The 23234-nt window shown below is 57.9% G+C and carries 15 protein-coding genes; 5 read left to right on the top strand and 10 right to left on the bottom strand.

Annotated features, from left to right (window positions below):
- Positions 1 to 14 precede the first annotated feature (14 nt).
- A complete protein-coding gene (locus ACR0FE_RS17555; protein WP_480914289.1) occupies positions 15 to 1685 on the bottom strand; it encodes a peroxidase family protein in 1671 nt (556 codons plus the stop codon).
- A gap of 338 nt (positions 1686 to 2023) precedes the next feature.
- A complete protein-coding gene (locus tag ACR0FE_RS17550) occupies positions 2024 to 3010 on the bottom strand; it encodes a LysR family transcriptional regulator (protein WP_480440550.1) in 987 nt (328 codons plus the stop codon).
- Between the two features lie 80 nt (positions 3011 to 3090).
- Between ACR0FE_RS17550 and ACR0FE_RS17545 the strand changes: the two genes are divergently transcribed.
- Positions 3091 to 4620, top strand: coding sequence for a trimethylamine methyltransferase family protein (locus ACR0FE_RS17545; protein WP_480914288.1), 1530 nt, complete (start codon positions 3091 to 3093; stop codon positions 4618 to 4620).
- Here the strand turns inward: ACR0FE_RS17545 and ACR0FE_RS17540 are convergent.
- Positions 4611 to 5357 (bottom strand): sulfotransferase-like domain-containing protein, encoded by a 747-nt coding sequence (locus ACR0FE_RS17540; RefSeq protein WP_480914287.1) that lies wholly within the window; start codon positions 5355 to 5357, stop codon positions 4611 to 4613. The two genes, ACR0FE_RS17545 and ACR0FE_RS17540, sit on opposite strands and share 10 nt — an antisense overlap.
- A 47-nt stretch (positions 5358 to 5404) precedes the next feature.
- Here ACR0FE_RS17540 and ACR0FE_RS17535 point away from each other — a divergent pair, with 47 nt between their 5' ends.
- The 3 genes from ACR0FE_RS17535 to ACR0FE_RS17525 are packed head-to-tail and all read left to right on the top strand — an operon-like array spanning position 5405 to position 11468.
- The gene (locus ACR0FE_RS17535; protein WP_480914285.1) at positions 5405 to 7771 is read left to right on the top strand and encodes a GcvT family protein; all 2367 of its coding nucleotides are present in this window, start codon (positions 5405 to 5407) and stop codon (positions 7769 to 7771) included.
- The gene (locus tag ACR0FE_RS17530) at positions 7768 to 10146 is read left to right on the top strand and encodes a GcvT family protein (protein ID WP_480914283.1); all 2379 of its coding nucleotides are present in this window, start codon (positions 7768 to 7770) and stop codon (positions 10144 to 10146) included. The genes ACR0FE_RS17535 and ACR0FE_RS17530 overlap by 4 nt, the downstream gene beginning before the upstream one ends.
- Entirely contained in the window at positions 10143 to 11468 is a 1326-nt protein-coding gene (locus tag ACR0FE_RS17525; protein ID WP_480914281.1) for an aspartate aminotransferase family protein, read from the top strand. Before ACR0FE_RS17530 ends, ACR0FE_RS17525 begins: the two co-directional genes overlap by 4 nt.
- 226 nt (positions 11469 to 11694) lie before the next feature.
- Here ACR0FE_RS17525 and ACR0FE_RS17520 read toward each other — a convergent pair whose 3' ends face one another.
- The 5 genes from ACR0FE_RS17520 to ACR0FE_RS17500 all read right to left on the bottom strand — a co-directional run bounded on the left by ACR0FE_RS17520 (position 11695) and on the right by ACR0FE_RS17500 (position 18948).
- Positions 11695 to 13374 (bottom strand): Na/Pi cotransporter family protein, encoded by a 1680-nt coding sequence (locus ACR0FE_RS17520; protein WP_480914279.1) that lies wholly within the window; start codon positions 13372 to 13374, stop codon positions 11695 to 11697.
- 195 nt (positions 13375 to 13569) lie between these two features.
- A complete protein-coding gene (gene pbfA, locus ACR0FE_RS17515; protein ID WP_480914276.1) occupies positions 13570 to 14922 on the bottom strand; it encodes a (R)-1-hydroxy-2-aminoethylphosphonate ammonia-lyase in 1353 nt (450 codons plus the stop codon).
- Between the two features lie 106 nt (positions 14923 to 15028).
- Complete coding sequence (gene phnY / locus ACR0FE_RS17510; protein WP_480914274.1) at positions 15029 to 16492, bottom strand: phosphonoacetaldehyde dehydrogenase; 1464 nt, start codon at positions 16490 to 16492, stop codon at positions 15029 to 15031.
- Between the two features lie 3 nt (positions 16493 to 16495).
- Positions 16496 to 17740 (bottom strand): phosphonoacetate hydrolase, encoded by a 1245-nt coding sequence (phnA, locus tag ACR0FE_RS17505; protein ID WP_480812437.1) that lies wholly within the window; start codon positions 17738 to 17740, stop codon positions 16496 to 16498.
- A 20-nt stretch (positions 17741 to 17760) separates the two neighbouring features.
- Entirely contained in the window at positions 17761 to 18948 is a 1188-nt protein-coding gene (locus ACR0FE_RS17500) for a 2-aminoethylphosphonate--pyruvate transaminase (protein WP_480903814.1), read from the bottom strand.
- Positions 18949 to 19068: 120 nt separating this feature from the next.
- Here ACR0FE_RS17500 and ACR0FE_RS17495 point away from each other — a divergent pair, with 120 nt between their 5' ends.
- The gene (locus tag ACR0FE_RS17495; protein WP_170612114.1) at positions 19069 to 19953 is read left to right on the top strand and encodes a LysR substrate-binding domain-containing protein; all 885 of its coding nucleotides are present in this window, start codon (positions 19069 to 19071) and stop codon (positions 19951 to 19953) included.
- Between the two features lie 28 nt (positions 19954 to 19981).
- On the opposite strand, the gene ACR0FE_RS17490 is transcribed toward ACR0FE_RS17495, so the two are convergent.
- Both ACR0FE_RS17490 and ACR0FE_RS17485 read right to left on the bottom strand, forming a co-directional pair.
- Complete coding sequence (locus tag ACR0FE_RS17490; RefSeq protein ID WP_480914269.1) at positions 19982 to 22003, bottom strand: putative 2-aminoethylphosphonate ABC transporter permease subunit; 2022 nt, start codon at positions 22001 to 22003, stop codon at positions 19982 to 19984.
- Complete coding sequence (locus ACR0FE_RS17485) at positions 22000 to 23133, bottom strand: putative 2-aminoethylphosphonate ABC transporter ATP-binding protein (RefSeq protein WP_480914266.1); 1134 nt, start codon at positions 23131 to 23133, stop codon at positions 22000 to 22002. The genes ACR0FE_RS17490 and ACR0FE_RS17485 overlap by 4 nt, the downstream gene beginning before the upstream one ends.
- Positions 23134 to 23234: the final 101 nt, after the last annotated feature.

Below are 23234 nucleotides of genomic sequence, written 5' to 3'. Positions count from 1 at the left end.
CCATTTCTCCCTTACTATTGTGGTTCGTAAGCAAATTTAACAATGTCGGTTAGGGTTATATCCGAATTAGTTTCTGATTGAGTTGGAATGCGGATTTTGAAGTCGAGATTGGCATTGTTATCCATGAATCTTAGAATACCTTCATGATCGGCATCCAGCGCCGCATGGAATGTTTCCATAACGACCCTTGCCGCAACGGGTCCCAGTTTTCCTTCTGGTGAACCTTCTGCCTCGGCAAGGGTATAGAACCACAAAGGGGTATGTTCGTGAAGAATTGAAGAGCTGGCCACCTCAGCGAACCGGGGGTCTTTATCCAAAAAGGCTTTCACGTCCAGAGTTTGTTTTGCTCCAAGAAGCTCTGCCACTTCTTGACCGCTCGGGAGAGAAAACTTCGATCCGCGCAATAAGGTTTGCAGGGGTAAATTGAATGTTTCGCCGTCGGTTTTTATGTGCGGGAAGTTGGTTTTAGGTATCTTGCCGAGGTCGGAATTTATCCTGGTCGAAATTGGAGCCGCGAAAATATGGCTATTTTCTTTCCCCACCAGCTTCATGTCCACCCAATGACGCCAAAATTGTCCCCAATGAAACTGCAAATGGTTCTTATTTATTAGGCCACCAGATGTGTAATTTAGCAATGTACCAAGGGTTGCAGATTCCTCGGGGTATTGATCAGATGCGCCTATTGGCCAGGACAAGCCCCACGGACTATAAACTTTACGAACCATGCTGTGCCCAAAACGGAAAACCGCGGCTGCAAACTCAAGCGGGACCAGAAATTCGGCCGCGTCGTCCGGGGCGACAACGCGGCGACCCTCTGCCAAGACGGAATCATAGATGTCGCTGGGAATTAGTCTGGGCAAGTAATCAGTCAGTACGACGGCCTGAATGTGGCGCTTGGTTTCCAACTTTGCGTCCTGCTCAGTCGACTCTGAAATCTTTGCAAGTTTTTGATGAAAACGAACCAGCAGCACATGCATTTGGGCCAATGCGAGATTGCTGTCAGCACGGGGGTCCACACACCTAGGTTGACCGTTATGAATATCTCGGGGCAGGTCAAATGTGGGTTCGATTTGTGTCGGTATATTTTGGTTTTGTCCCAAACAAGCGCCAGCCTCATTTATCCAATTGGCTGAACTCTGACCTTCGGCATGTTGCGTTCCAAAAAGTGACTCGAAGGTCAGCGCGTGATTGCTTGCATTAACCCAAACAGTCTCGTTATCGCCGTTTTCCTGCTTCTTCATATGTGTCAGATCGTGAGCCAGAAACTGGCCGAAGTAGGTGTAGGCGGCAGGTAATTCGGAGGCTGGGTCACTGTCATCCAGCATCGCCTCCGCCAGTGCCTTGAGCGTTTCCTCATCCGGCTGCTCTCTGTCACTGGTGTCGCCAGGTACGAGTCGGCTGTAATAGTTAATCTTTTCCGAGTCGGCCTGGCTGAATGTTTCTGCGAGATTTTGCGCGCTGAGCAAGTCTGGGTGGTTGCATTTGCATTGTTCCAGGAACTTTTGAAGCTTGTCGAACGTCGTTAATCTGGGCGCCGGGTGTCCGTCTTTGTCAGGAACAAGCGCGAGCTTGTTGCTTCCATCCTCGAGACTTTCGAAGAAACGCCAGGACGTGTTTTCTATTTTTTGCGGCGGTTGTTTTTGATCGGGCACATAATGAAACCCACCGCCGTGTGTTTCAACCATGGTACAATCCAATTAACCTACGGCATTATGCTTGCACATATAGCGGCTTTTACAAAGGAGATTCTAGATTCCCATTATTGGTCATTTGTTTGGGGTATCGCGTTCGGTTCGTTTCAACGCGCATTTTACCCAAGGAAAGGCGGTCTGAAGTTTTCGTGGTCCGATCTCCTCCATACCATCTTGGGCGTGCCCGTCCTCGAAGTGAACCGCTATGACCGCGCTTAAGATAAGTGCTCAAACAAGAAGCTTTCTGTCTTCCTGCACAAGATCGCTGCCCAGAATGTCCGCTGAAATCGTTTGGAGCCGTCAATAGTTCGCCGACGGAAGCCCGGCCTCGTTCAGTTATTTACCAAGTTTTCGGCCAAGTCATATTCCACGTTTGTTGTTCCGACATCTCCCATATGCTTGGCAATTTGCTGTGTCAGCTTCTGTTTGGACATCTCAGCAAGCGCTTTTGGAAAACTCTGAAGCTCTTCTTTTCTGGCGACAACTGTCAGGGTGCGCGAGAGGCCGGAGACCGGAAGCTCTTTCAATCGCAAGCTCATGTTCTCCACCAATCCATCAATCAGCAACGTTGGTGTCAAAAGGCTGAACCCCTGTCCGGCAGAAACACAGGACGTAACCATGCTTGAACGGTCCGCCTGAATGACCTTGTCGGGTTCAAAACGCAAACGGCGCAGGTGTTGTGCAATTTGGCGGCCGGCGTTTGTTGTATCTCCGAACCGAACCAAGGGCAGCCGCGTCTGGATCGCCTCAAGGCTATCTGTCGGGCCATCATATGTTTCGGGCAGAACCAGAAGGTATCTTTCGGTCAGAACGTGGTGCCGCTCAAGGCCATCCATGTCCAGAAAAGGATTTGAGGTGATCGCCAGATCCGCTTGCTTGGTCCTCAGCAAATGCTCGTGGTTGCCGCTTTGCCCGGCATGCAAGGTGATATCTTCGACGTTGAACACACGTTGGGCCAGGTCAATCAATGAAGGCGTCAGGGTCGTGGCGATAGAGGCTTGAATACCGACCCGAAGCAGGGTCAGGGATTTCTGGCCGACGTGGCGCAATTCAGTTTCCATGTCGGAAAACGCATCCAGAATCTTCTGCGCTTTGCTGTGCAGGCGCACGCCCGCGTAGGTCAGCCGGGCCGGACGTGTGCTGCGATCCAGAAGCAAGGTGCCAAAGGCCTTTTCCAACGCGGTGATGTGCTGGGATGCCGCCGGCTGCGAGAGATTGAGCAGCTTCGCGCCCGCCCGCATTTGACCTGTTTCCGCAACGGCGACGAAGATTTCGAGTGAGCGCATCAGGCTTGGCGACAGCTTGCGACGATCCAGCATAGCTCATCCTTAGTATAAATAATGATTATACTGTTGAGATTTTCTTGGTTTCCGTCAAGCGCCGGGTCAACAGTTTTGCCATGAGACGTTTGCGCCCATCCCGCCGTCGCAGGGCGACGGAAATTCGCACCTCTGCCGAGATGCGTGCGCCGTTTATTCTGCGAAAGCTCTCGACCTTCAATGTGCTCAGCGAGACGGGGCTGGAGCAGATCGAGGCCAATGCGGACACCATCCTAGCCGAAACCGGGATGGAGTTTCAGGATGACCCGGAGATTCTGAAGATCTTTGCAGATGCAGGCTGTGACGTAAACGGAACGCGCGTGCGGTTCGCACCCGGCTTTTGTCGAAAAATGATCACTGCAACCGCGCCCGCGCAGTTCACGCAACATGCCCGCAATCCGGCCAACAGCGTTCAGCTTGGCGGAGAAGCCAGTGTGCTTTGTCCGGCTTGGGGGCCGCCTTTTGTGCACGATCTGGATCGCGGTCGTCGCTATGCCTCGCATCAGGATTTCATCGATCTGATCAAGCTGCATCATAGCCTGCCGTGGCTTCACCACTCGGGTGGTGTGGTGTGCGAGCCGGTGGACCTGCCTGCCAACAAACGCCACCTCGATATGCTATATGGACACATTCGCTATTCTGATCGGGCCTTCATGGGGGCCTTTATCGGGGCCGAGCGGGCAGGCCACGCGATCGACATGGCGCGGATCGTTTTCGGTGAGGGTTTTGTGGCCGAAAACGCCGTCCTCTATTGCGTGTCAAACACCAACGCGCCCCTTGTGATGGACAGCCACATGTCGGGTGCATTGAAAACCTATGCGCGCGCCGGGCAGCCAGTTGCCTGCACGCCTTGGGTTCTGACGGGGGCCATGTCGCCTTCGACCGTTGCCGGAACGCTGGCGCAGGTGCTGGCCGAAACCATGGCTGCAATGACGTTGACCCAATTGGTGAACCCCGGCGCGCCCTGCATGATGGGCAGCTTTGCCTCGACCATGTCGATGAAGTCCGGCGCGCCAACTTTTGGCACGCCCGAGGCCGGGCTGATGGTATTGGCGGCCGGACAGCTTGCCCGCAGGCTGAATGTACCCTTGCACACGGTTGGTACGCTCAGCGCATCAAAAGTCCCGGACGCCCAGAGCCAGCAAGAGGCTACCTGGGGTCTGATGATGTCGATGTTCGCGGGCGCGAACCTGATCAACCACGCCACCGGTTGGCTGGAGGGCGGGTTGGTGACCTCGTTCGAAAAAACGATCCTGGATCACGATCTGTGCGGCAAGATCGGGCGTTTCTTCGAAGGCATTGACATGAGCGAGAATGCCCAGGCTATGGAGGCGATCGCGGCGACAGGCCCGGGTCGGCATTTCCTCGGGTCCGAACACACGCAGGCCAATTTCATGTCCGCTCTGTTCCGGCCCTGGACCCCGGATGACAATTCGTTCGAACAATGGCACGCGGCGGGAGAGAAGGATGCCGCAACCCGCGCCAATGCAATTTGGAAAGAGCAGCTTGACGCATATGAAGATCCTGGTCTGGATCCAGACATTGACATGGAATTGCAGGACTATATCGCACGGCGAAAGGCCGAGAAACCCGATCGGGACTATTTCTGATGAGCTTGGGTTTCGGCGATTTCACGCATCTGAGTGTAGTACGGCAGGTGATGCGCCACGTGGTCGGCATATGGCTCGCCAAGCGCATCCAGTTCCGCCCGCACGTCCGTGACCACGGGCGCCTGGATCGCGCCGCTTTGCAGTACTTCGCTATGCCAGCTTTGCACCGATTGCCAGCCATCCGGTACACTGCTGTCCCAGGAAAACGCATGCGCGAGATAGGGCAGCCCGACATGCGCCCAATATCGGCGCAGCGTCGCTTGCGGATCGCGGCGCAGTTGATCAGCGGTGATGACCAAAGGGTCATGTCCCAGCTCTTTCAGCGCGGTGTACAGTCGGTACTGGGCTTCATATCCCAGTTCCAATCGGGTGAATTCGGGATCCCGTTTAGCATAAGACAGCGCCGCTTCGGCCGGGTCGCGCAGCAAAAATGCGTGGCTCATCTGATGAGTAAATTCGGGATCCAGCGGCAAGGCTTCGGTGACATAGTAAGCCATATCCTTGAAGAACAAGGGGTTGGTTGCGGCCTTTGCGCGGATCATGGCCCGAATATCGTCGTATGTCGCAGGGTGCCCGGGTTCGGGCGTGAAACCCGGAAACAGCCGGTCTTTGGTGGTCAGATAGTGATGGTACATGAACGGCTCGTGCAGAACGGTCAGATCACCGCGCTCGCGCATGACACGTTCAAAAGCGGTCGAAACCGAGCGGGGATGGCACCACAACGCATGTATCGTCATGCGCCGACCCTAAGTTCGGTGCCTTTGTCGCGTCAATGGAGGGCAGCATGACCCGTATCCTGATCATCGGGGGCGGCGCGATTGGTCTCAGCCTGGCCTACCATCTGGCCAAGCGCGGTGCTGAAGATGTCACCGTCTTGGAGCGAAACCAACTGACCTCGGGCACGTCGTGGCACGCGGCCGGGATCGTTGGTCCCTTGCGGGCAACTCCAAACATGACGCGGTTGGCGATGGCCGCACTCGAGGTTTTTCCAGCTCTTGAGGCCGAAACCGGAATGTCGACCGGCTACCGCCAGACCTCAGGTTACTGGCTGGCACGCGATCCCGCTCGTCTGGACGAGTTGCACCGGATTGCGGATCTGGGTCAGACGCTGGGATTGAGCCCGCGCATGGTCTCGGCCTCGGACGTACCCCTGACGCAGCTTGATCTGAGCAGTCACGTCGGCGCCCTGTTTGTGCCTGAAGATGCCAATGTGAACCCGGTCGATTTGTGCATGGCTTATGCCAAAGGTGCGCGCGACAGTGGTGTAAAGATCCATGAGCACACCGGTGTTCAGGCCCTCCGCAAGTCGGGCACTCGAATCATTGGCGTAACCCTGACCGATGGAACCGAACTGGACGCAGATCAGGTGGTCATCGCCACCGGTGCCTGGTCACGCGAGTTGGCGGCCAGCGTGGGCGTGGCGCTGCCGTTACAGGCGGTCGAACACATGTATGTGGTCACTGAACCCATGGCCGGCCTGCCAAACCCATTTCCGGTGATCAGGGATCTGGACCGGGGCATCTACATTAAGGGCGACGCGGGCAAGCTGGTGATCGGCGGCTTTGAACCCAACGCCAAATGCTGGGACGCCTATGGCCCTGAAGGCGACCGCCCATTCCTTGAGATGACCGAAGATTGGGACCAGTTCACCCCCTTCATGGAGGCCGCGTTGGAGCTGTGCCCCAGCCTTGAAACCGTGGGCATCCAGCATTTCATGAATGGCCCCGAAAGCTTTACGGCGGACACCCGGCCACTTGTAGGTGAGACCTCGGTTGATGGCCTGTTTGTGGCCGCTGGCATGAATTCGGTCGGAGTGATGTCTTCCGCAGGAATTGGACGGGCCCTGGCGGATTGGGTGATCGACGGCCACCCCTCCATGGATATGTGGGAGGTCGATGTGGCCAGGGTCGACCCCGCTACGGCGACTGCCGGGCACATGGCACAACGCATGGAAGAGGCTGTTGCGGATCTCTTTGCCTTGCACTGGCCGTATAAGCAGCCCCAAGCTGGGCGGGGTTTGCGGAACACACCCTTGCACGACCGCTGGGCCGGGGCCGGGGCACATTTCGGGCTGACAGCAGGTTGGGAGCGTGGGCTCTATTACGGCCCGGCGCAGGATTATTCCATAGCCGATCAGGGGTGGTGGCCTCTGGCCGAGGCGGAAGCGGCTGTCATGGGTCATGGCACCGCCCTGATCGAGTTGAGCCCGTTTACCAAACTGGACATCACCGGCCCGGAGGCTCTGGCGGCGCTGAATCGCCTCACCACCGCGCAGATGGAGGTGCCTTTCGGTCGGGCTGTCTACACCCAGATACTCAACGCGCGCGGGGGCATCGAGATGGACGTGACCATCACGCGGCGGCGCGAGGATGCGTTTCACCTGACCTCGGGCGCGGTCACACGCACACGCGACCTGACGTTTCTGCGCCGCCACCTGAAGGGTGACGTCATGGTTCAGGACTTGACCGAGGCGTTCTGCACCGTCGGTGTGATGGGGGCAGGCAGCCGGTCTGTTCTGCAAAGCCTGGGAGACCTTCCCGAGATGCCCTTTGCCCATGCCGCCACCGTCGAATTGGCAGGCACCTCATGCCGTGCGACCCGCGTCAGTTTTGTCGGAGAGCTGGGCTGGGAACTGACAGTGTCCAATGCGCAGGCCCCCAAGCTGTTCGATGCGTTGCGAAACGCAGGCGCAACCCCATTGGGTCATTACGCGGTGGATGCATGCCGATTGGAAAAGGGTTTCAAACATTGGGGGCATGAGCTTGGCCCCGAGATCACTCCGCTTGAAGCCGGTCTGGGATTCACCATCGATTGGTCCAAGGAGTTTGTGGGTAAAGCGGTGTTGGAACAGCAAAAACACAAGGGGCTGCATCGACGTCTGATCCTGGTGCAGGTTCAGGGTGCGGCCCTGCTGCTGCATGACGAACCGGTGTTCGAGGACGGCACCTATGTCGGGCTGACAACTTCGGGTGGACGCGGGCCGCGAACGGGGCTGAACCTGTGTTTTGCCATGGTATCGGTCCGGCCGGGCGAGACATTGGACGAGACATGCGGCCGAATTTTCACAATTCGGGTCGCCGGGCAGGACTATCCCGCGCAGCCCCTGCGCCGCCCGCCCTTTGATCCCTCAGGCGAAAGGATGCGCGCATGATCAAGGCGCAGGTAACGATCATCGGCGGTGGGGCCATGGGCGTCTCGCTGATGTATCATCTGGTCAAGGCGGGTTGGTCCGACGTTTTGCTGGTCGAGAAGAACGACCTGACCCATGGGTCGACCTGGCATGCGGCCGGGCTCTGCACCCATTTCGCGCACAATCCCACGATTCAGGAACTGCGTGCAACTTCTGTCCGGCTTTACCGGGATATTTTACCTCAGGAAACCGGGCGCGATTGTGGGTTTCATCGCTCGGGTGCGATGCGGATCACGCGCAACCCCGGCCGGATGGACGAGTTTCGCCACGTGGCCGGCCTGTCCGAGTTCACCGGCTATCCGCTGGAGGTGCTGACACCGGAACGGATCGCCGAACTGTTCCCGCTGGCAAAACTGGATGGGTTGATCGGTGGAATTTACGAACCCGATGACGGCCACGTGGACCCAACGCTTGCAACCCACGCGATGGCCGAAGTCGCCCGGCGTGGCGGCGCCCGGATCCTGCGCAATTGCGCGGTCACCGCGATTGAGCGCCAGCAGGATCATTGGTGGATCGAAACCGAGAAAGAGACGATCGAGACTGTCCACGTGGTCAACGCCGCAGGCACTTGGGGCTGGGAGGTTGGCCGCATGATGGGGCTCAACATCCCCTCGGTTCCTGTGCTGCACCAATATCTGGTGACAGACACGGTCGACGCCGTGTCGTCCCGGATAAAGGAGGGCTTGCCCGAGTTGCCGATCATTCGAGACCCCGAGGAAAGCTGGTACGTCAGACAGGAACGCGACGGGTTGATCCTTGGGCCGTATGAAGAGGACGCCAAGGTCTGGTCAGTCGATGGTGTACCGCCGGATTTCGGCGCGGACCTGATGCCGCCGGATCTGGACAGTGTCGAACACATCATCATGGCCGCGATGGACCGTATTCCGGCGCTGGAAACGGGTGGCGTGAAATCGGTGATCAACGGCCCTATTACATTCACACCGGACGCCAACCCCCTGATCGGGCCTGCGCATGGCTTGGAGAACGCCTGGCTGCTGACCGGCTCGTCCATGGGCGTGATGGAGGGCGGCGGCGCAGGCTGGTTCCTCGCCCACTGGATGACCCATGGCGCGCCGCCAATGGATGCGCTGGCAGTGGACAGCCGACGCTTTGGCGTCTGGGCGGATCGTGACTATCGCGTGGCCAAGGCCATCGAATGTTTCGGTCTGCAATTCGGTGTGCACTACCCGCACGAGGAACGTCCCGCCGGGCGCGGCTTGCGCCTGTCTCCGCTGCACGACCTGATGGTCCAGCGCGGCGCGGTAATGGGGGCGGCCTATGGGTGGGAGCGTCCGAACTGGTTTTCGGACATGCCCGGGGCTGTGGCCGACGAAACCTTCCGCCGCGCCAATTGGTTCGAACATGTGGCGCGAGAGGTCGACGCCGCGCATAACCGCGTTGCGATGGCAGATTTGTCGGTTTTCTCGAAATTCGACGTCACCGGCCCGGATGTTGTCCCGTTTCTGGAGGCGCTGGGCGCAAACCGCGCACCCGCGCCGGGGCGCATTGGCCTGACCCACGCGGTGACGCCGACGGGTGGTGTACTGTCGGAGTTCACCGTCACGCGCCTGACCGAAGACCATGCCTACCTCACCAGTGCCGCTGCAGCGGAGCATATCGATTATGATCTGTTGACACATGTCGCCGAAGGTTTTGACGTCATGGTTCGAAACGTCTCCGAGGATCTGGCGGTCATCGGCGTCATGGGACCCAAGTCTACTGACGCTCTACCCGAATTGCTCGATATGCCCTGGCTGACCGCGCGCGAGACCCACGTGGCGGGCATCCCCCTGCGCGCCCTGCGTGTGTCCTATCTGGGCGAATGCGGTTGGGAGTTGCATGTCGCCAATAAGCATGCGGCAAGGCTCTTCGTAATGCTTGAGGAGACCGCGAAACCTCATGACCTTGGGTTTTATGGGGCCTATGCCGCAAACTCCATGCGTCTCGAAAAAGGTTATCGTGGCTGGGGCAGTGACCTGACGACCGAGCGCAGCCCTCTTGAGGCTGGGCTGACCCCGTTTGTCCGCAACGACCTGCGCACCAAGCTGGCCCGCGACGACGCGTGGGACATGGTGCTGCTGGATGTCGAAGCCGGTCAGTTCGATCCGTTCTACGCGCACGCGATATGGAAGGACGGGGTGCCGGTGGGGATCGCCACCTCGGGGGCCTATGGTCATCGCACCGGCAAGGTTCTTGCCTTGGCCTACCTGCGTGACCCGACCGCGCGCGAGGGACTGACCATCTCGATCCTGGGTCAGCACCGTGCCGCGACCATCCTGCCGGAAGCCCCCTTTGACCCCAATAACCATCGACTGAAAACCGGAGGTTCCAAATGACTGACCACCCCCTTCACACCGACTGGGACTTCTCGAATACCGCCGCGCGACGGGACCGGTACTATGCCGCTTCGCTGACGCGGTTTACGCCCTTCCGCGAGCCCATTGTGTTCAAAAAAGGCCAAGGCCAATACCTGTGGGACACGGACGGACGGAAATATACCGACCTGCTTGGAATGAATGTCTGCATCTCTGTCGGGCACTCGCATCCGCGCGTCGTGGCCGCAGCAACGGCACAGGCGCAGGAACTCACCCACTGCACCACAATGTTTTACCACCCGACCCCTGCCCATCTGGCCGAGGAACTGGCCGCGACCATGCCCAAGGGCCATGACTGGGTGGTTCACCTAACCAATTCCGGGTCCGAGGCGATTGACTTGGCGATGACCATGGCGCGCACCTATACCGGCAATCTGGACCTGCTGGCGTTGCGCACCGCTTATCACGGCCCCACTGCCGCAGCGCAGTCGATCACAGGTATTGCCGGGTGGCGCCACCCGGGTATGCCCGGCAACGTCGCCTTCGTTCCCGAACCCAACCAGTATCGCGGCATCTTCGGGCCAGGTACCCAGCCGTATCTGGAAGAGATCGACCGCACCATCGCCACAGCGACATCCGGTCAGGTGGCGGGCATCTTTGTGGAAAGCGTGCAGGGCTATGGCGGCATCATCGAAATGCCGCCGGGCTATATGTCCGGCGCAGCAGATCGCGTGCGCGCGGCAGGGGGTCTTTACATTGCCGATGAGGTTCAGTCAGGCTTTGGCCGCACCGGCGAACACTTCTGGGGGTTCGAGGCAGACGGCGTTGTCCCCGACATCATTGTCATGGCCAAGGGCCTTGGAAACGGCTTTCCGATCGGAGCGGTTGTGGCCAAAAAACAAGTTGCGGCGCCGATGGCCGAACGGTTCATGTTCCACACCTACGGCGCCAACCCGACCTCGGCCGCCGCAGCCCGTGCCGTTCTGGCCGTTATGCGAGACGAAGGGCTTCAGGAAAACGCCCGTATTGTGGGCGCGGCGCTGTTGGAAAGGCTTAATGACTTGAAAGACAAGTACAAGGCCATCGGTGATGTTCGCGGCAAGGGACTTATGCTGGCGCTGGAATTCGTGAAAGACCGGGACAGCAAAGCGCCTGACAAGGAGATGACAGCAGAGGTCTTCGAAGCCTGCCGCGCGCAGGGGATCATCCTGTCAAAGTCCGGTCCTTTCCAGCAATGCCTACGGATGGTGCCGCCACTTTGTTTGTCCTTGGAAGATGTGGACCAGGTGGCAAACAGCCTCGACCAGGCGCTCGAAATGGCTGAAGGTACTGCCCATGGATAAAGGATAGCCCTGTGAAACTGCTGAAAGCGGTGGCGCGACAAGGGCCCTTTTGAGGGACCCGCCAATGTCGATTGGCTAGGTGGAGTTCGAGCCTAGGATGTTGATTGGTTCAGGCAAGCTCTGACCGACAAGGGTGCGCATCTGTATCCGGGGTCGGAACCAGCGCAAGGCCACCGTCAGACTTTGCGAACACCGCTATCAAAAAGGCAAACGAGTTGAGACGATCTCACGGACCGCTTGGCTCGTCGGCAATTTCCTTGATCAATCGCGTCTCCAACAATTGCCCATAGCGGTACAGGACCGGGTAGGCGACCGAGGCGATGTGACTGTTGAACTCTCGAAACGCACGCAAAGTCTCCAGATGCATATCGCTGGTCTCGAAGCTTTCCGTTGTCCCATGTTGCAATCGGCGCAGGTGCCGCTTGCGGCTGTCACGTTCCACCCGTTTTATTTCGGTTTTTTCAAGGCTCAGCAGCCGCGCGCTTTCCAGATCGTCGGAAATAAGAACATTCGAAGCCAGTTTCATATTCGACAGAATGCTCTCGTGCATGTGGACGAGTTCCGACCAGCCCTCTTGCGAGAAACTTGAACCCTTGGCGCGCATTTCGCCCGCCAAAACAGTCAGGCGTTTGGCAACAACATCCCCGGCCGTTTCAAGCCGAATAGCGAACTCCATCAGATCGCGCGCGGTTTTGGCATCCTGTTTTTCGTATAATTCAGCCGGTATCGCTGCAACAAAGGTTCGAATACCCGAGAGGCACTGGTTCACTTCCTCGTCAATCGCCTGAACAGACCGGATCTGTTCCTTATCACCGTGTCGGTACAGTTCCAGCACCGGGCGGAACATGGTCTCGAGAAGATCGCTCATCCGCAGAAGTTCCCGCTTCAGGCTCGGCAGCGCTTGGTTTGGGTTCGAAACGCATCTGATGTCCAACGCACTGACCGGCCTTGCGGGTTGCGGCTTCTGTTCTTTTTGGGGGTCTGGCAAAAGCGTTTCGAACAGTGCCTGCAAGCGCCCGCAAAACGGAAGCGCCAGAACCAGCAGTGACAGGTTGAATGCAAGATGCACATTGACGAGCATCTGTCCCCCCTGCGGTTCTCCCATGAGCCCGGTTCGCAGGGCCAGGTTCGCCACAGACAGGGTCACCAAAGCCCAACTGCCCCGCAGCGCCAGGTTTGCGTAGGGGATGCGTCGTGCCGTCACAGGCATTCCCCGGGTCAGCCAGACCGGAATGAAGGCCGAGCCAAAATTCGCGCCAAGAACCAATGACATACCGGCGGCAAAAGGGATTGCGCCGATCTGTACAAGCGTCACGCACATAAGGATGGCCGCGACCGACGAGTGCATGACAAAAGCCAGGGCACCCCCGACAAGGAAGGCCGTGATGAAATCGCGCGCCAGATAATCGGCGACGGCGGGCAGAAATGCACTGTCCCGGATGGGGTCCATCGCCTCGCGCAGGAACCTCAGCGAGATCAGGATAAATGCCACGCCCATCAGAATGCGCCCAAGCTGCCGTGCTTTCTTGGCTTCGGTCTTGACGAACAGATAGCCGCCAATTGCCAGTAACAGCGGCACAAGCCAGTCCAACCGAAAGGACAGGATCTGAATGATCAACGCCGAGCCCAGATCGCCACCCAGTACAATCGCCAGACCGGCTGGAAAGCTCAGCCTCCCACTGGCGGCAAACCCGGACGTCAGCAAAGCCACGGCGGCCGAGCTTTGCAACACGACCGCCATCATCAGCCCAACCACCGAGGCATGCAGGTAGCTGCGCTGTTGCGTCATCACCCGTTGGAACGACGCGCCGTAACTGCGTTCGATTCCAGTGCGCACCATGCGTACTGCGTAAAGCAGAAGCATGGTTGCCCCGGCCAAACTGATCAGGAAGGTGACAATTGCCATGCTTCACTCCGGCTTCAAAACAGGTATTTGCACCGCAGTTTGTGTGCGATCCGCTGCAGATGGCTTTTGAGTCGTAGGCGACGGCAAACAAGGACGGGAAATCCGGTCTATTTTGCAGCATCTTATTGGGTTGCGCCAAGTGTGCCCGTTACCGAGCCAATTGGGCGATCTTGCCCGCCGCCATGGCCCGTCGGCTCAGTTTGCCTCTGTGATTGCGGCAACAACGATGTCGATGGCACGATCCAGTTCAGTTTGCGAAATCGTCAGCGGCGGCGACAGGGTCAGAACGCAACCCTGGCTGATCTTATAGCTCAACCCCGCTTCTAGACAGGCATAGTAGATCTGTTCCGCGCGCGCATTTCCGGGCGTCTTGCTGGAACGGTCCTCGACAATCTCGATACCGAACATAAGGCCGCGGCCCCGGATGTCACCGACGATGGGAACATTCTGAAGGGCGTCGACCAGGCGCCCCATCGCGTATTCGCCCAACTCAGCCGCGCGCTGGACCAAGCCCTCGTCTTCTATGATTTGAAGTGTCGTCAAAGCGGCCCGAGAGGTTACGGGGTTCTTTTCGTGCGTGTAATGCCCAATGGCAAAGTCCCCGCAAACATCCAGTTTTTTCCGGGCGATGCAGGCGGCGATTGGCAGGATACCCCCGCCCAGCGATTTGCCGATGGTGACAATGTCGGGGATGATTTCATCATGCTGGAACGAGAACATCTGCCCGGTCTTGCCCAGCCCGGTCGGAATTTCATCCAGGATCAGCAATGCGCCGTGCCGGTCGCAAATTTCGCGCACCCGCTTCCAGAAACCTGGCGGCGGCACGATGGGTACGGCACGCATCGCCTCGGCCACGACGGCGCAGATGTCGCCTTCGCGTTCCAGCACATAGTCGATCATGTTGGCGCAGGCTTCGGCGCTGGCTTCAAGCGTTGCGTGTCCATAGGGGCATCGGGTGGGGTGGAAGGGTGCCACATGCTCGGTTCCCGGCAAAAGCGGCCCGGCGATGTGGCTGCGGAAAGTGGCCTCGCCACCAACGCTTGCCGCGCCAAAGCCCGCTCCGTGGAAGGCGTCCCAGAAGCTCAGAGTCTTGAAACGGCCCGTCGCGGCGCGGGCGATCTTGAGCGCGACTTCATTGGCGTCCGAACCGCCGGTGGTGAACAGTACCTTGCCCAGATCGCCCGGGATGATGGTCACCAGCTTTTCGGCCAGTTCCACCGCCGGGTCATTGGTGAAACGGCGTGGGGCAAAGGGCAGGTCGTCCAGCTGATCCTTGATCGCCTGCACCAGACGGGGATGGCCATAGCCAATGTGATGTACCGAATTGCCATGGAAATCCATGTAGCGGCGGCCGTCGAGATCCTCGATCCAGATACCTTCGGCTTTGGCAATCGTGCTGACGCAGGGGCTGGACAGGGACTGATGCAGGAACACATCCGAGTCGCGTTTCAGCAGCGGCGATGATTTGGGCCCGATGGACTTCTTCAGCCAGGCTTTGCGGGCTTCCGAGGTATTCGATTCCCCTTCTGTATGGACAATCTGTGGCATATCCGTTTCTCACTGTCGTTTTGGAAAAGGGGCGGGCCCCGAAGGGTCCGCCAGTTCCGGGGAGAAATTTCCTGGACCCCTCCTGTTTGCAGAAGGGGCAGGGACGTCAGCCAGGCCAGGGCAGCGAATAGGTCTTCACGTTGGTAAAGAACTTCATCGCTTCGATAACGCCTTCCTTCACGCCGTTTCCGCTGTCCTTGATTCCGCCGAAGGGCGACATTTCGATCCGGTAACCCGGCTGTTCCCAGATGTTGCATGTGCCCACGTTCAGCCCGTTTATATAGGCTATGGCGCGGTTCAGATCGTTGGTGCATACGCCTGAGGACAGGCCGAACTCGGTCGAGTTCGAGATGGCCATCACCTCTTCATCGTTGTCGGGCACACGAACAATGGGGACGATCGGGCCAAAGGTTTCCTCCATCACCAGTTCGCTGTCATGGGGCACCTTGTCGACCACGATCGGCGGCAGAAGCGCGCCCTGACGGCCCGGATGATAAAGGATTTCCGCGCCCTCTTTTTCGGCCTGATGAACGCGGTTCTCAAAGACTTCCGCCGCCTTGTCGTGGATCACGCAGCCCAATTCGGTTTCAGGATCCTGCGGATCGCCGAATTTGATCTTTTTGGCCTTCTCCAGAACCAGCGGCACAAACTTATCCGCGACGCTCTCTTGTACAAGAATGCGCTTGACCGCCGTACAGCGCTGGCCGGAATTGCCGGTGGCACCTGCAACAGCAATCGTGGCAGCCTTGTCCAGATCAGCATCGCTGAGGTCGTTGAGGACGATTAGAGGATCATTGCCGCCAAGTTCCAGAGCCTGACGTTTGTAGACGCCCTTTTCGGCAATCATCTTGCCCACAGGCACGCCGCCGGTGAAGGTGATGATGTCGATATGCTCGTTGGTGATCATCTCGTCACCGATGTCAGCGGGCCAGCCGGTGACAACCTGGAACATCTCGGGCGGCAAGCCCGCCTCGTACAGAATATCCGCCAGGGTCAATGCGGTCAGCGGGGTCAATTCCGTCGGTTTGCAGACCATGCAGTTGTTGGTGGCAATCGACGGCGCGATCTTGTGGCTGACCATGTTAAGCGGGTGGTTGAACGGTGTGATCGCGCTGATCGCCTTTACCGGCTCGCGCATGGTGAAGATTTTGCGGGCCTTGCCGTTATGGGTCAGATCGCACGAGAAAATCTCGCCATCATCCTTCAATGCCTCGGCGGCAGCGAACTGATAGACATCCTGCGCGCGCTTGGTTTCGTAGATCGCGTGCTGGTGGCAGATGCCCAGTTCAAGCGTCAGCCACTTGGCCAGATATTCGCGCTTTTCTCCGATCAGCTCACCCGCGCGCTGCAGGATCTGGCTGCGTTCATATCGGGTGAGCTTTGGTTTGTAGTTTGCCGCAATCTCGAAAGCCTTGCGCGCATGTTCGGCGGTTCCGGCCGGAACGTACCCCACAACTTCGTTGGTATAGGGGTAGTGCACCGGAACGGTTTCTTCAGTGAAGACAATTTCACCGCCGATCCGCATTCCTTCGTTTCGTATTTCGATGTTCGACATGGTCTGATCTTTCATGACTTACTGTGCCGCTGCTGTGGTTGCGTAAAAGAAGGCGTCGAAATTACGCAAAACCGGTTGGTTGGGCAGGTCGATGACGCGGTTCACGATGAACGGAACTTCTTGCTCGGTCAAACCGCCATGGCTGCGCAGGGGTTCCTTCAGGGCCGCCAGATCGTGACGGTGCTCGGACGTGCCAATGCAGATGTTCTCGCCCGAGACCATCACGATGTCGCCAATCCGGTCGCCCGGCAACTCGAACTGCTCGATGGCTTCGGCCTTGGTCAGCACGTGGGTTATACCCTCGGTCGCTTTGAGTTTTGCTATGATGTCATCCTGATCCGCGCCTTCGGGCAGATAGGCGGTCGCGAAAGACCCCAATGCGCCGTGATGCACGACATAAGGATCGGTAATCGGCAGGATGACCCGCGCGGCGTCCTTGCCCAGCCACTCGTCCATCAGATCCTGCGCATAGACAACGGCGGGCGAGCCATCAGGCAAGTGCTTTGGCTTCATGCCGTGGTCGGCGGTCACCACGATGGCGGCACCCAACGCGTCCAGTTCGCCCAGATAGCGATCGAACATCGCGTAGAAATCCAGCGCGCCTTGCTGTTCGGGTGCAAACTTATGCTGAATATAGTCAGTGGTCGACAGATACATTACGTCGGGCTTGAACTCTTTCAACAGCTTGACGCCAGCAGCAAAGACAAACTCGGACAGTTCGGCCGAGTAAACCTCGGGGACGTCCATGCCCAACCATTTGCTGGCATTGTCGATGCCGTGCTCAGCCATGGTCGTCTCGCCCGAACGTTCCGAGGAAAAGGCGACTGCACGGCCTTCGTCGAACTTCAGCCCCGCACCAAGAAGCGCACGCAGTTTGTCCTTGGCGGTGACCATGGCGACGCGGAACCCGGCATCGTAGAATTGCGAGAAGATGGTCGGCGCGCGCAGGAAACGCACGTCATTCATCATGACTTCTTCGCCGCTGTCCGGGTCAATCAAGTAGTTGCCACAGATGCCATGCACAATGGGCGGGCGTCCGGTGGCGATCGACAGGTTATTGGGGTTGGTGAAGGACGGGATGACGGAATGGGCCAGCCGGTCGGTGCCCTCTTCGCGCATCCGCTTTAGGTTGGGCATCAAGCCCTTGGCAATCGCAACCTCCAGATATTCAGGCTCGCACCCATCCAGGCAGATGGCGACTGCGGGGACCTTGGGCGTCGGATAGACGCGTTCGTTTGCTACAACGGGGGTTTGGATGGTCATCTTGTCATGTTCCTTGATAGTTAGGCAGCCAGTTTGGCGCGTTCTTGCAGTGCCCGGAGGGGAGGTGCCGCGTTGGTCACGCCCATCTCCTCCAATGATTCCTTTGCGGCGGTCACGACCATTCGCATGACGTGTTCGTCCATTTGGCCGATGCATCCGACGCGGAAGCTGTCGACCACCGTCAGTTTGCCCGGGTAGATGATGAAGCCCTTGGATTTCATCAGGTTATAGAACTGATCAAACACGAAGTTTTCGTCCGCGGGACAGAAAAAGGTGACGATAATTGGGCTGAGCCAGCGATTGTCCAGCAACGTTTCAAAGCCCAGCTCTCGCATTCCGGCGACCATGACATCGCGATTACGGGTGTAACGCCCGCCACGGCCGGGTACGCCCCCTTCGGCGGCGTGTGCCCTGAGTGCCTCGATAAAGGCGGCCACCACATGTGTTGGCGGTGTGAACCGCCACTGGCCGGTCTTGTTCATGTGCGCCCACTGCGCGTGCACATCCAGAGACAACGAATGGCTGTTGCCCTTCGCGGCTTCAAGCTCGGATTTACGGGCGACGATGAAGCCGAAACCGGGCACGCCTTCGATACATTTGTTGGCCGACGACACCATCGCCTCGTAGCGGATTTCGGTGGGTTTGAGTTCCACCGCGCCAAACGCCGACATCGAGTCGATCAGAAGTTTGCGCCCGGCGGCATAGGTGACTTCGGATATCTCCTCGACCGGATTCAGAATTCCCGAGCTGGTCTCGCAGTGAATGGCGACCACATGGGTGATGTCTGGATCCTCGGCAAGAATGCGGGCAACTTCCTCGCCTCTGGGCGGCAGGTAATCCCCTTTGTCCAGAACGACATGATCGCGGCCCAGATATTCCAGGGTCTGCGCAGATCGTTGCCCGTAGGCGCCATTTGCAAGAACAAGTGCCTTGCCATTGGCGGGAATAAACGACGCAAGCATCGCCTCGACCGAGAACGAACCACTGCCCTGCATGGGGACGCAATCGTAGTCGTCAGCCCCTTCGCCAAGCAACGCCAGAAGGCTGGACCGCACTTCGCGCGTCATGGCACGAAAGTCGTCATCCCAACTGCCCCAATCCTTCAACATGGCTTCTTTTACAGCATAGGACGTTGTCAAAGGACCGGGTGTCAGAAGATATGGTTCACCGAGGCGAGGAGGTTCGATTTTTGCGTTGGAAGGCGTCATATCCATGCTCCAGAAAAGCGTTTTCAAGAACACAATTGCAGCAACGGTTGTTATATGTGAAATTGCAATTATCGATCTAATTATAAGCTCAGCCTATGTATTGGGAAACGGGGATACGCGATGCGGCACAGTCAGCTCAAAGCCTTTCATTTCGTGGCTAAACACGGTGGTTTTTCGCGTGCAGCAGAAGCCTTGTATCTGACACAGCCGGCCATTTCCGAGCAGGTGCGAAAGCTGGAACAGGATCACGATTTGTTGTTGTTCCAGCGCGAACGGAAACGTGTGACCTTGACCCATGAAGGAGAGCAGCTTTACAGATACACCAAACAATACTTCGAGATCGAAGATCAGATCGAGGACTACCTTTCCGAGACCAAGGCCGTGGTTGATGGAGAGTTGCGCATCATCGCCGACTCAGCGCACCACCTGACAGCCTTTCTGGGGGCCTTTCAGAAGAAGAATCCGAACGTCACTATCACCGTGCGCTCGGGCAATACCGAGGAAATCCTGGAGGAACTCCGGTCCTATAATGCGGAGATTGGCGTTGTCGGCAGCCTGTCTCCGGGCAAGGACATGGAAATCCTGAGCCTTGGATCCACAGAGATCGTCGCCTTTGCGGCCCAGGGTTTGCTTTTGGCGTCCAAACCGACCCTGTCCCTGGAAGAGTTGTCAAAGCTGCCGCTTATCTTTCGCGAGACCGGGTCAAAAACGCGCCAGAAACTGGAAGATGAGGCCAAAAAGCACGGGATCATGCTTAAACCGGCGATCGTTGCCGAAGGGCGTGAAGCAATTCGGGAACTTGTGGCCTCCGGCGCCGGCATCGGTTTTGTCTCGCAGGCGGAATACGGGCATGATGACCGGCTGCGGCAGATCAAGTTGCAAGGGATCAACCTGCAAATGGGCGAGAGCATCATTTCGCTTTCGCAACGCCGCGAGGTGAAGATCATCCGCGCCTTCATGGAGTTCGTGCAGCGGACTTTGAAAGAAAACCCCGCCAATAGCTGATTGGCGGGGCAGGGATTCAAAATGGCCGCTAGCGACTTCGCCAGGCTTGAGTGCGTTTCAGAATGCCCTTGGACGCTATCTGATGAATGATCCGGGCCGCGGCATTTGTATAGAAGATCATCATCCCCATTGCCGCCGCCGGTGCGATGTCTCCGGCATCATCCATATTCAGGACAGCGATTGAGGCGAGCGTGGTCTTGGGTGAGTACAGAAACACCACAGCCGACACGGTCGTCATCGCGTTGACGAACAGATAGATGGATATGTCCAGAACCGCTGGCAGGCAGACCGGAACCGTCACCCGTGCAAACAGCTTCATCGTCGGTTGCTTGAGCGACGCTGACACGGACTCGAACTCGCGGTCCATTTGCTTCAGGGCCGTCACCGCCGTCAGGTGCGATACGGTGTAGAAGTGCGTCACCGTACAGATCACCAAAATCGCCATTGTGCCGTAGATGCCATTCAGCGGGTTTGACGGGTTATTGAAGAAAAAGATGTAGGACAGCCCCAGTACCATGCCCGGAATGGCCATCGGCAACATCGCGAACATCTGAAAGATCGATCTGCCGGTGCGGAACCCTTGTGATTTCTCAACCAGGTAGGCCCCGAAGAACACAACCGCCGTGCCAATGATTGCAGTCAGCAGGGCCAGCCGGATCGAATTGAAATAAGACCCCCAGCCGCCGCCATCCATCTTGTCGAACTGATAGTTCCTCAGGCTCAGGCTCAGATCATAGGGCCAGAACTTGATCAGGGCAGCGAACTGGCACACTGCCAGAAGGCCAACGATGAACAGGCCGACCGCGCTGCAATAGGCCAGAAACAGGCGATCAGCTTTCGGGTTCGGGGTTGGCTGATACGGCACCGACCGGGCCGACAGCAACGCCACCTGTTTGGACTGAACCATGCGGTCGATCGCAAAAGCCAGGATCGCCGGTATCACCAGAACCACGGACACAACCGCGCCCATCTCAAAGTTCTGCTGGCCGATCACCTGCTTGTAGATGTCCACCGCAAGCACGTTGAACTGCCCGCCGATGACTTTGGGCAGGCCAAAATCGGTGATTACCAGATTGAACACAACAAAGGCTGCAGAGATCAGGCCGTAGCGGGCACCCGGAACGGTCACCGTCCAGAACGTGCGCCATGGGGTTGACCGCAGGCTTGCCGCAGCTTCGTACAGCCGCGCATCCGAAATCGCCAGCGCCGTTGAGATGATCAGGAAGGCATGCGGAAAGGTGAAGAAGACCGAGCCTATCACAATGCCGATCGGACCATAGATGCTGGCGCCGAACAGAAGTTCTTTGATCATGCCCTGATTACCAAACAGGTATACCAAGGCGATACCCGGCAGCAGCGAGGGAACGAGAATTGGCGCCATTGCGATCAGGCGAAAGACACCTTTGAACCGCATGCAGCTGCGGTTGAGCGCGTAGGCAAACCAGAAGGCCAGCGTCACGGTGACGATCGTGCTGACAACGGAAATCCAAAGTGAATTCTTGATCGAATTGAACAGCGCGGGCGTCGAGAAGTAGTTTACAAAGTTATCCAATCCCCTGGACTGGACGGGCCGAAGTTGAACCCGCCGAAAGGTATTGGAATCCAGCTCGACCCAATCGGTTCCTTCCTGCAGCGTCGATCCGACCAGGAACCGCCCGGTATCCGTCGTGTTCCGGATCTGATACATCACCGGACTGCGGAAACTGAAATCCGGGAAGAAACCTGTAACAGGCAAGCGCCCGTCCGAACCCGTCACAAGATCGGTGTCGGCAAATGCTCCGGTTTTGCGGTTCAGCGCATCGCCCGACAGGATCGTTCCATCAAAACTCCCTGCGTCATCGCTGACCTGAAACTCGTATTGGGACAGTTCCACCCGATAGGTGGAAAACGACTTTGAGAGCATCGTGTATAGCGGAAGCGCCAGCGTCACGATCAGATACAGCACGATGACCATCATGCTTCCGCGCATCAGGATGTCGTCGCGGCTGAGCTTGGGTTTGATGATTGGGCCGGGGGGCAAAGTGTTACTGTTGGTAGAAGCGGTACTCATGCCCCGGCCTCCGGTACGTCAAAGGCCATCAGGCGGTCTTCGGGAAGCTCGATCATCATCGTCCGCCCTTCTTCCAGCTCAAGGCGACGTACGGCATTGATCGAGAAATCCGCGATCAGCTCGGATTTGCCGAACCGCTCATTGCTCAGGCGGCACCGCCAGAACGAACCAAGGAACTCCATCTCGGTGATCTGTACTTCGAAGGCGTTTTCCGGGGTGGTAATTGTATCCGGCGCACCGGGAGACCGCGCGCCCTCGCCATGCGGAATGACATCATCGGGTCGGACAGCAGCTATGACGCGGCTTCCTTTCTGATGCGAATGCCGCGTGCATTTCAGCACGGACCCGCCCAGTTCTATCGTCTGAGGGTCACCGGCAACTGCCGACAGCTGGTTCATCTCGCCAATGAAATCGGCGACAAACAAGTTCCTTGGATGGCGGTATATCTCGGTGGGCGATCCCACCTGTTCAATCACCCCATGGTTCATGACCACGATCCGGTCCGCCATGGCCAGCGCCTCTTCCTGGTCATGCGTCACCATCACGGTGGTCACGCCCAGCTTGCGTTGCAACTCTTTGATTTCATGACGCAAATGGACGCGTACTTTTGCATCAAGCGCCGAAAGGGGTTCGTCCAGAAGCAGCAGGCCGGGCTTGGTTGCGATGGCGCGGGCCAGGGCAATCCTTTGCTGCTGCCCACCCGACAACTGTGCCGGATATTTTTTGCCCTGATCCGGCAGGCCGACGAGATTAAGCAACTCATTCACACGTACAGCGATTTCAGATTTGCTGTGGCCTGAGTTTTCCAGGCCGAACGCAATGTTCTTTTCAATGGTGAGGTTCGGAAACAGCGCATAGGACTGAAACACGATCCCGAAATCACGCTCGGACGGGGGCAGGTTGGACACGTCCTTGCCGTCCTGCATGACTGTCCCCTTGGTCTGCAAATCCAGACCGGCGATAGCGCGGAGCAGGGTCGTTTTCCCGCAACCCGACGGGCCCAGAAAACAAACGAATTCGCCATCGTTGATTTCCAGCGAAATATCCTTGAGAGCGAGAAAGCTGCCGAACGCCTTCCACAAGTTCTGGATGCTGAGATACAGTTCACCGGGAGGTGTTTTCTGAAGCACGGGAGAGGTCCTCACATCTGCACCTCGGGCATGGCTGATCCGGGCTGGGCATTGCCAGGTGCGCAGGTCACGTTTTTGGGAAAAAGAGAAGGGCGCGCAGG

It is taken from the genome of Ruegeria sp. K7 (genome assembly GCF_056531785.1).
This window is presented reverse-complemented; position numbering and strand designations above follow the sequence as displayed.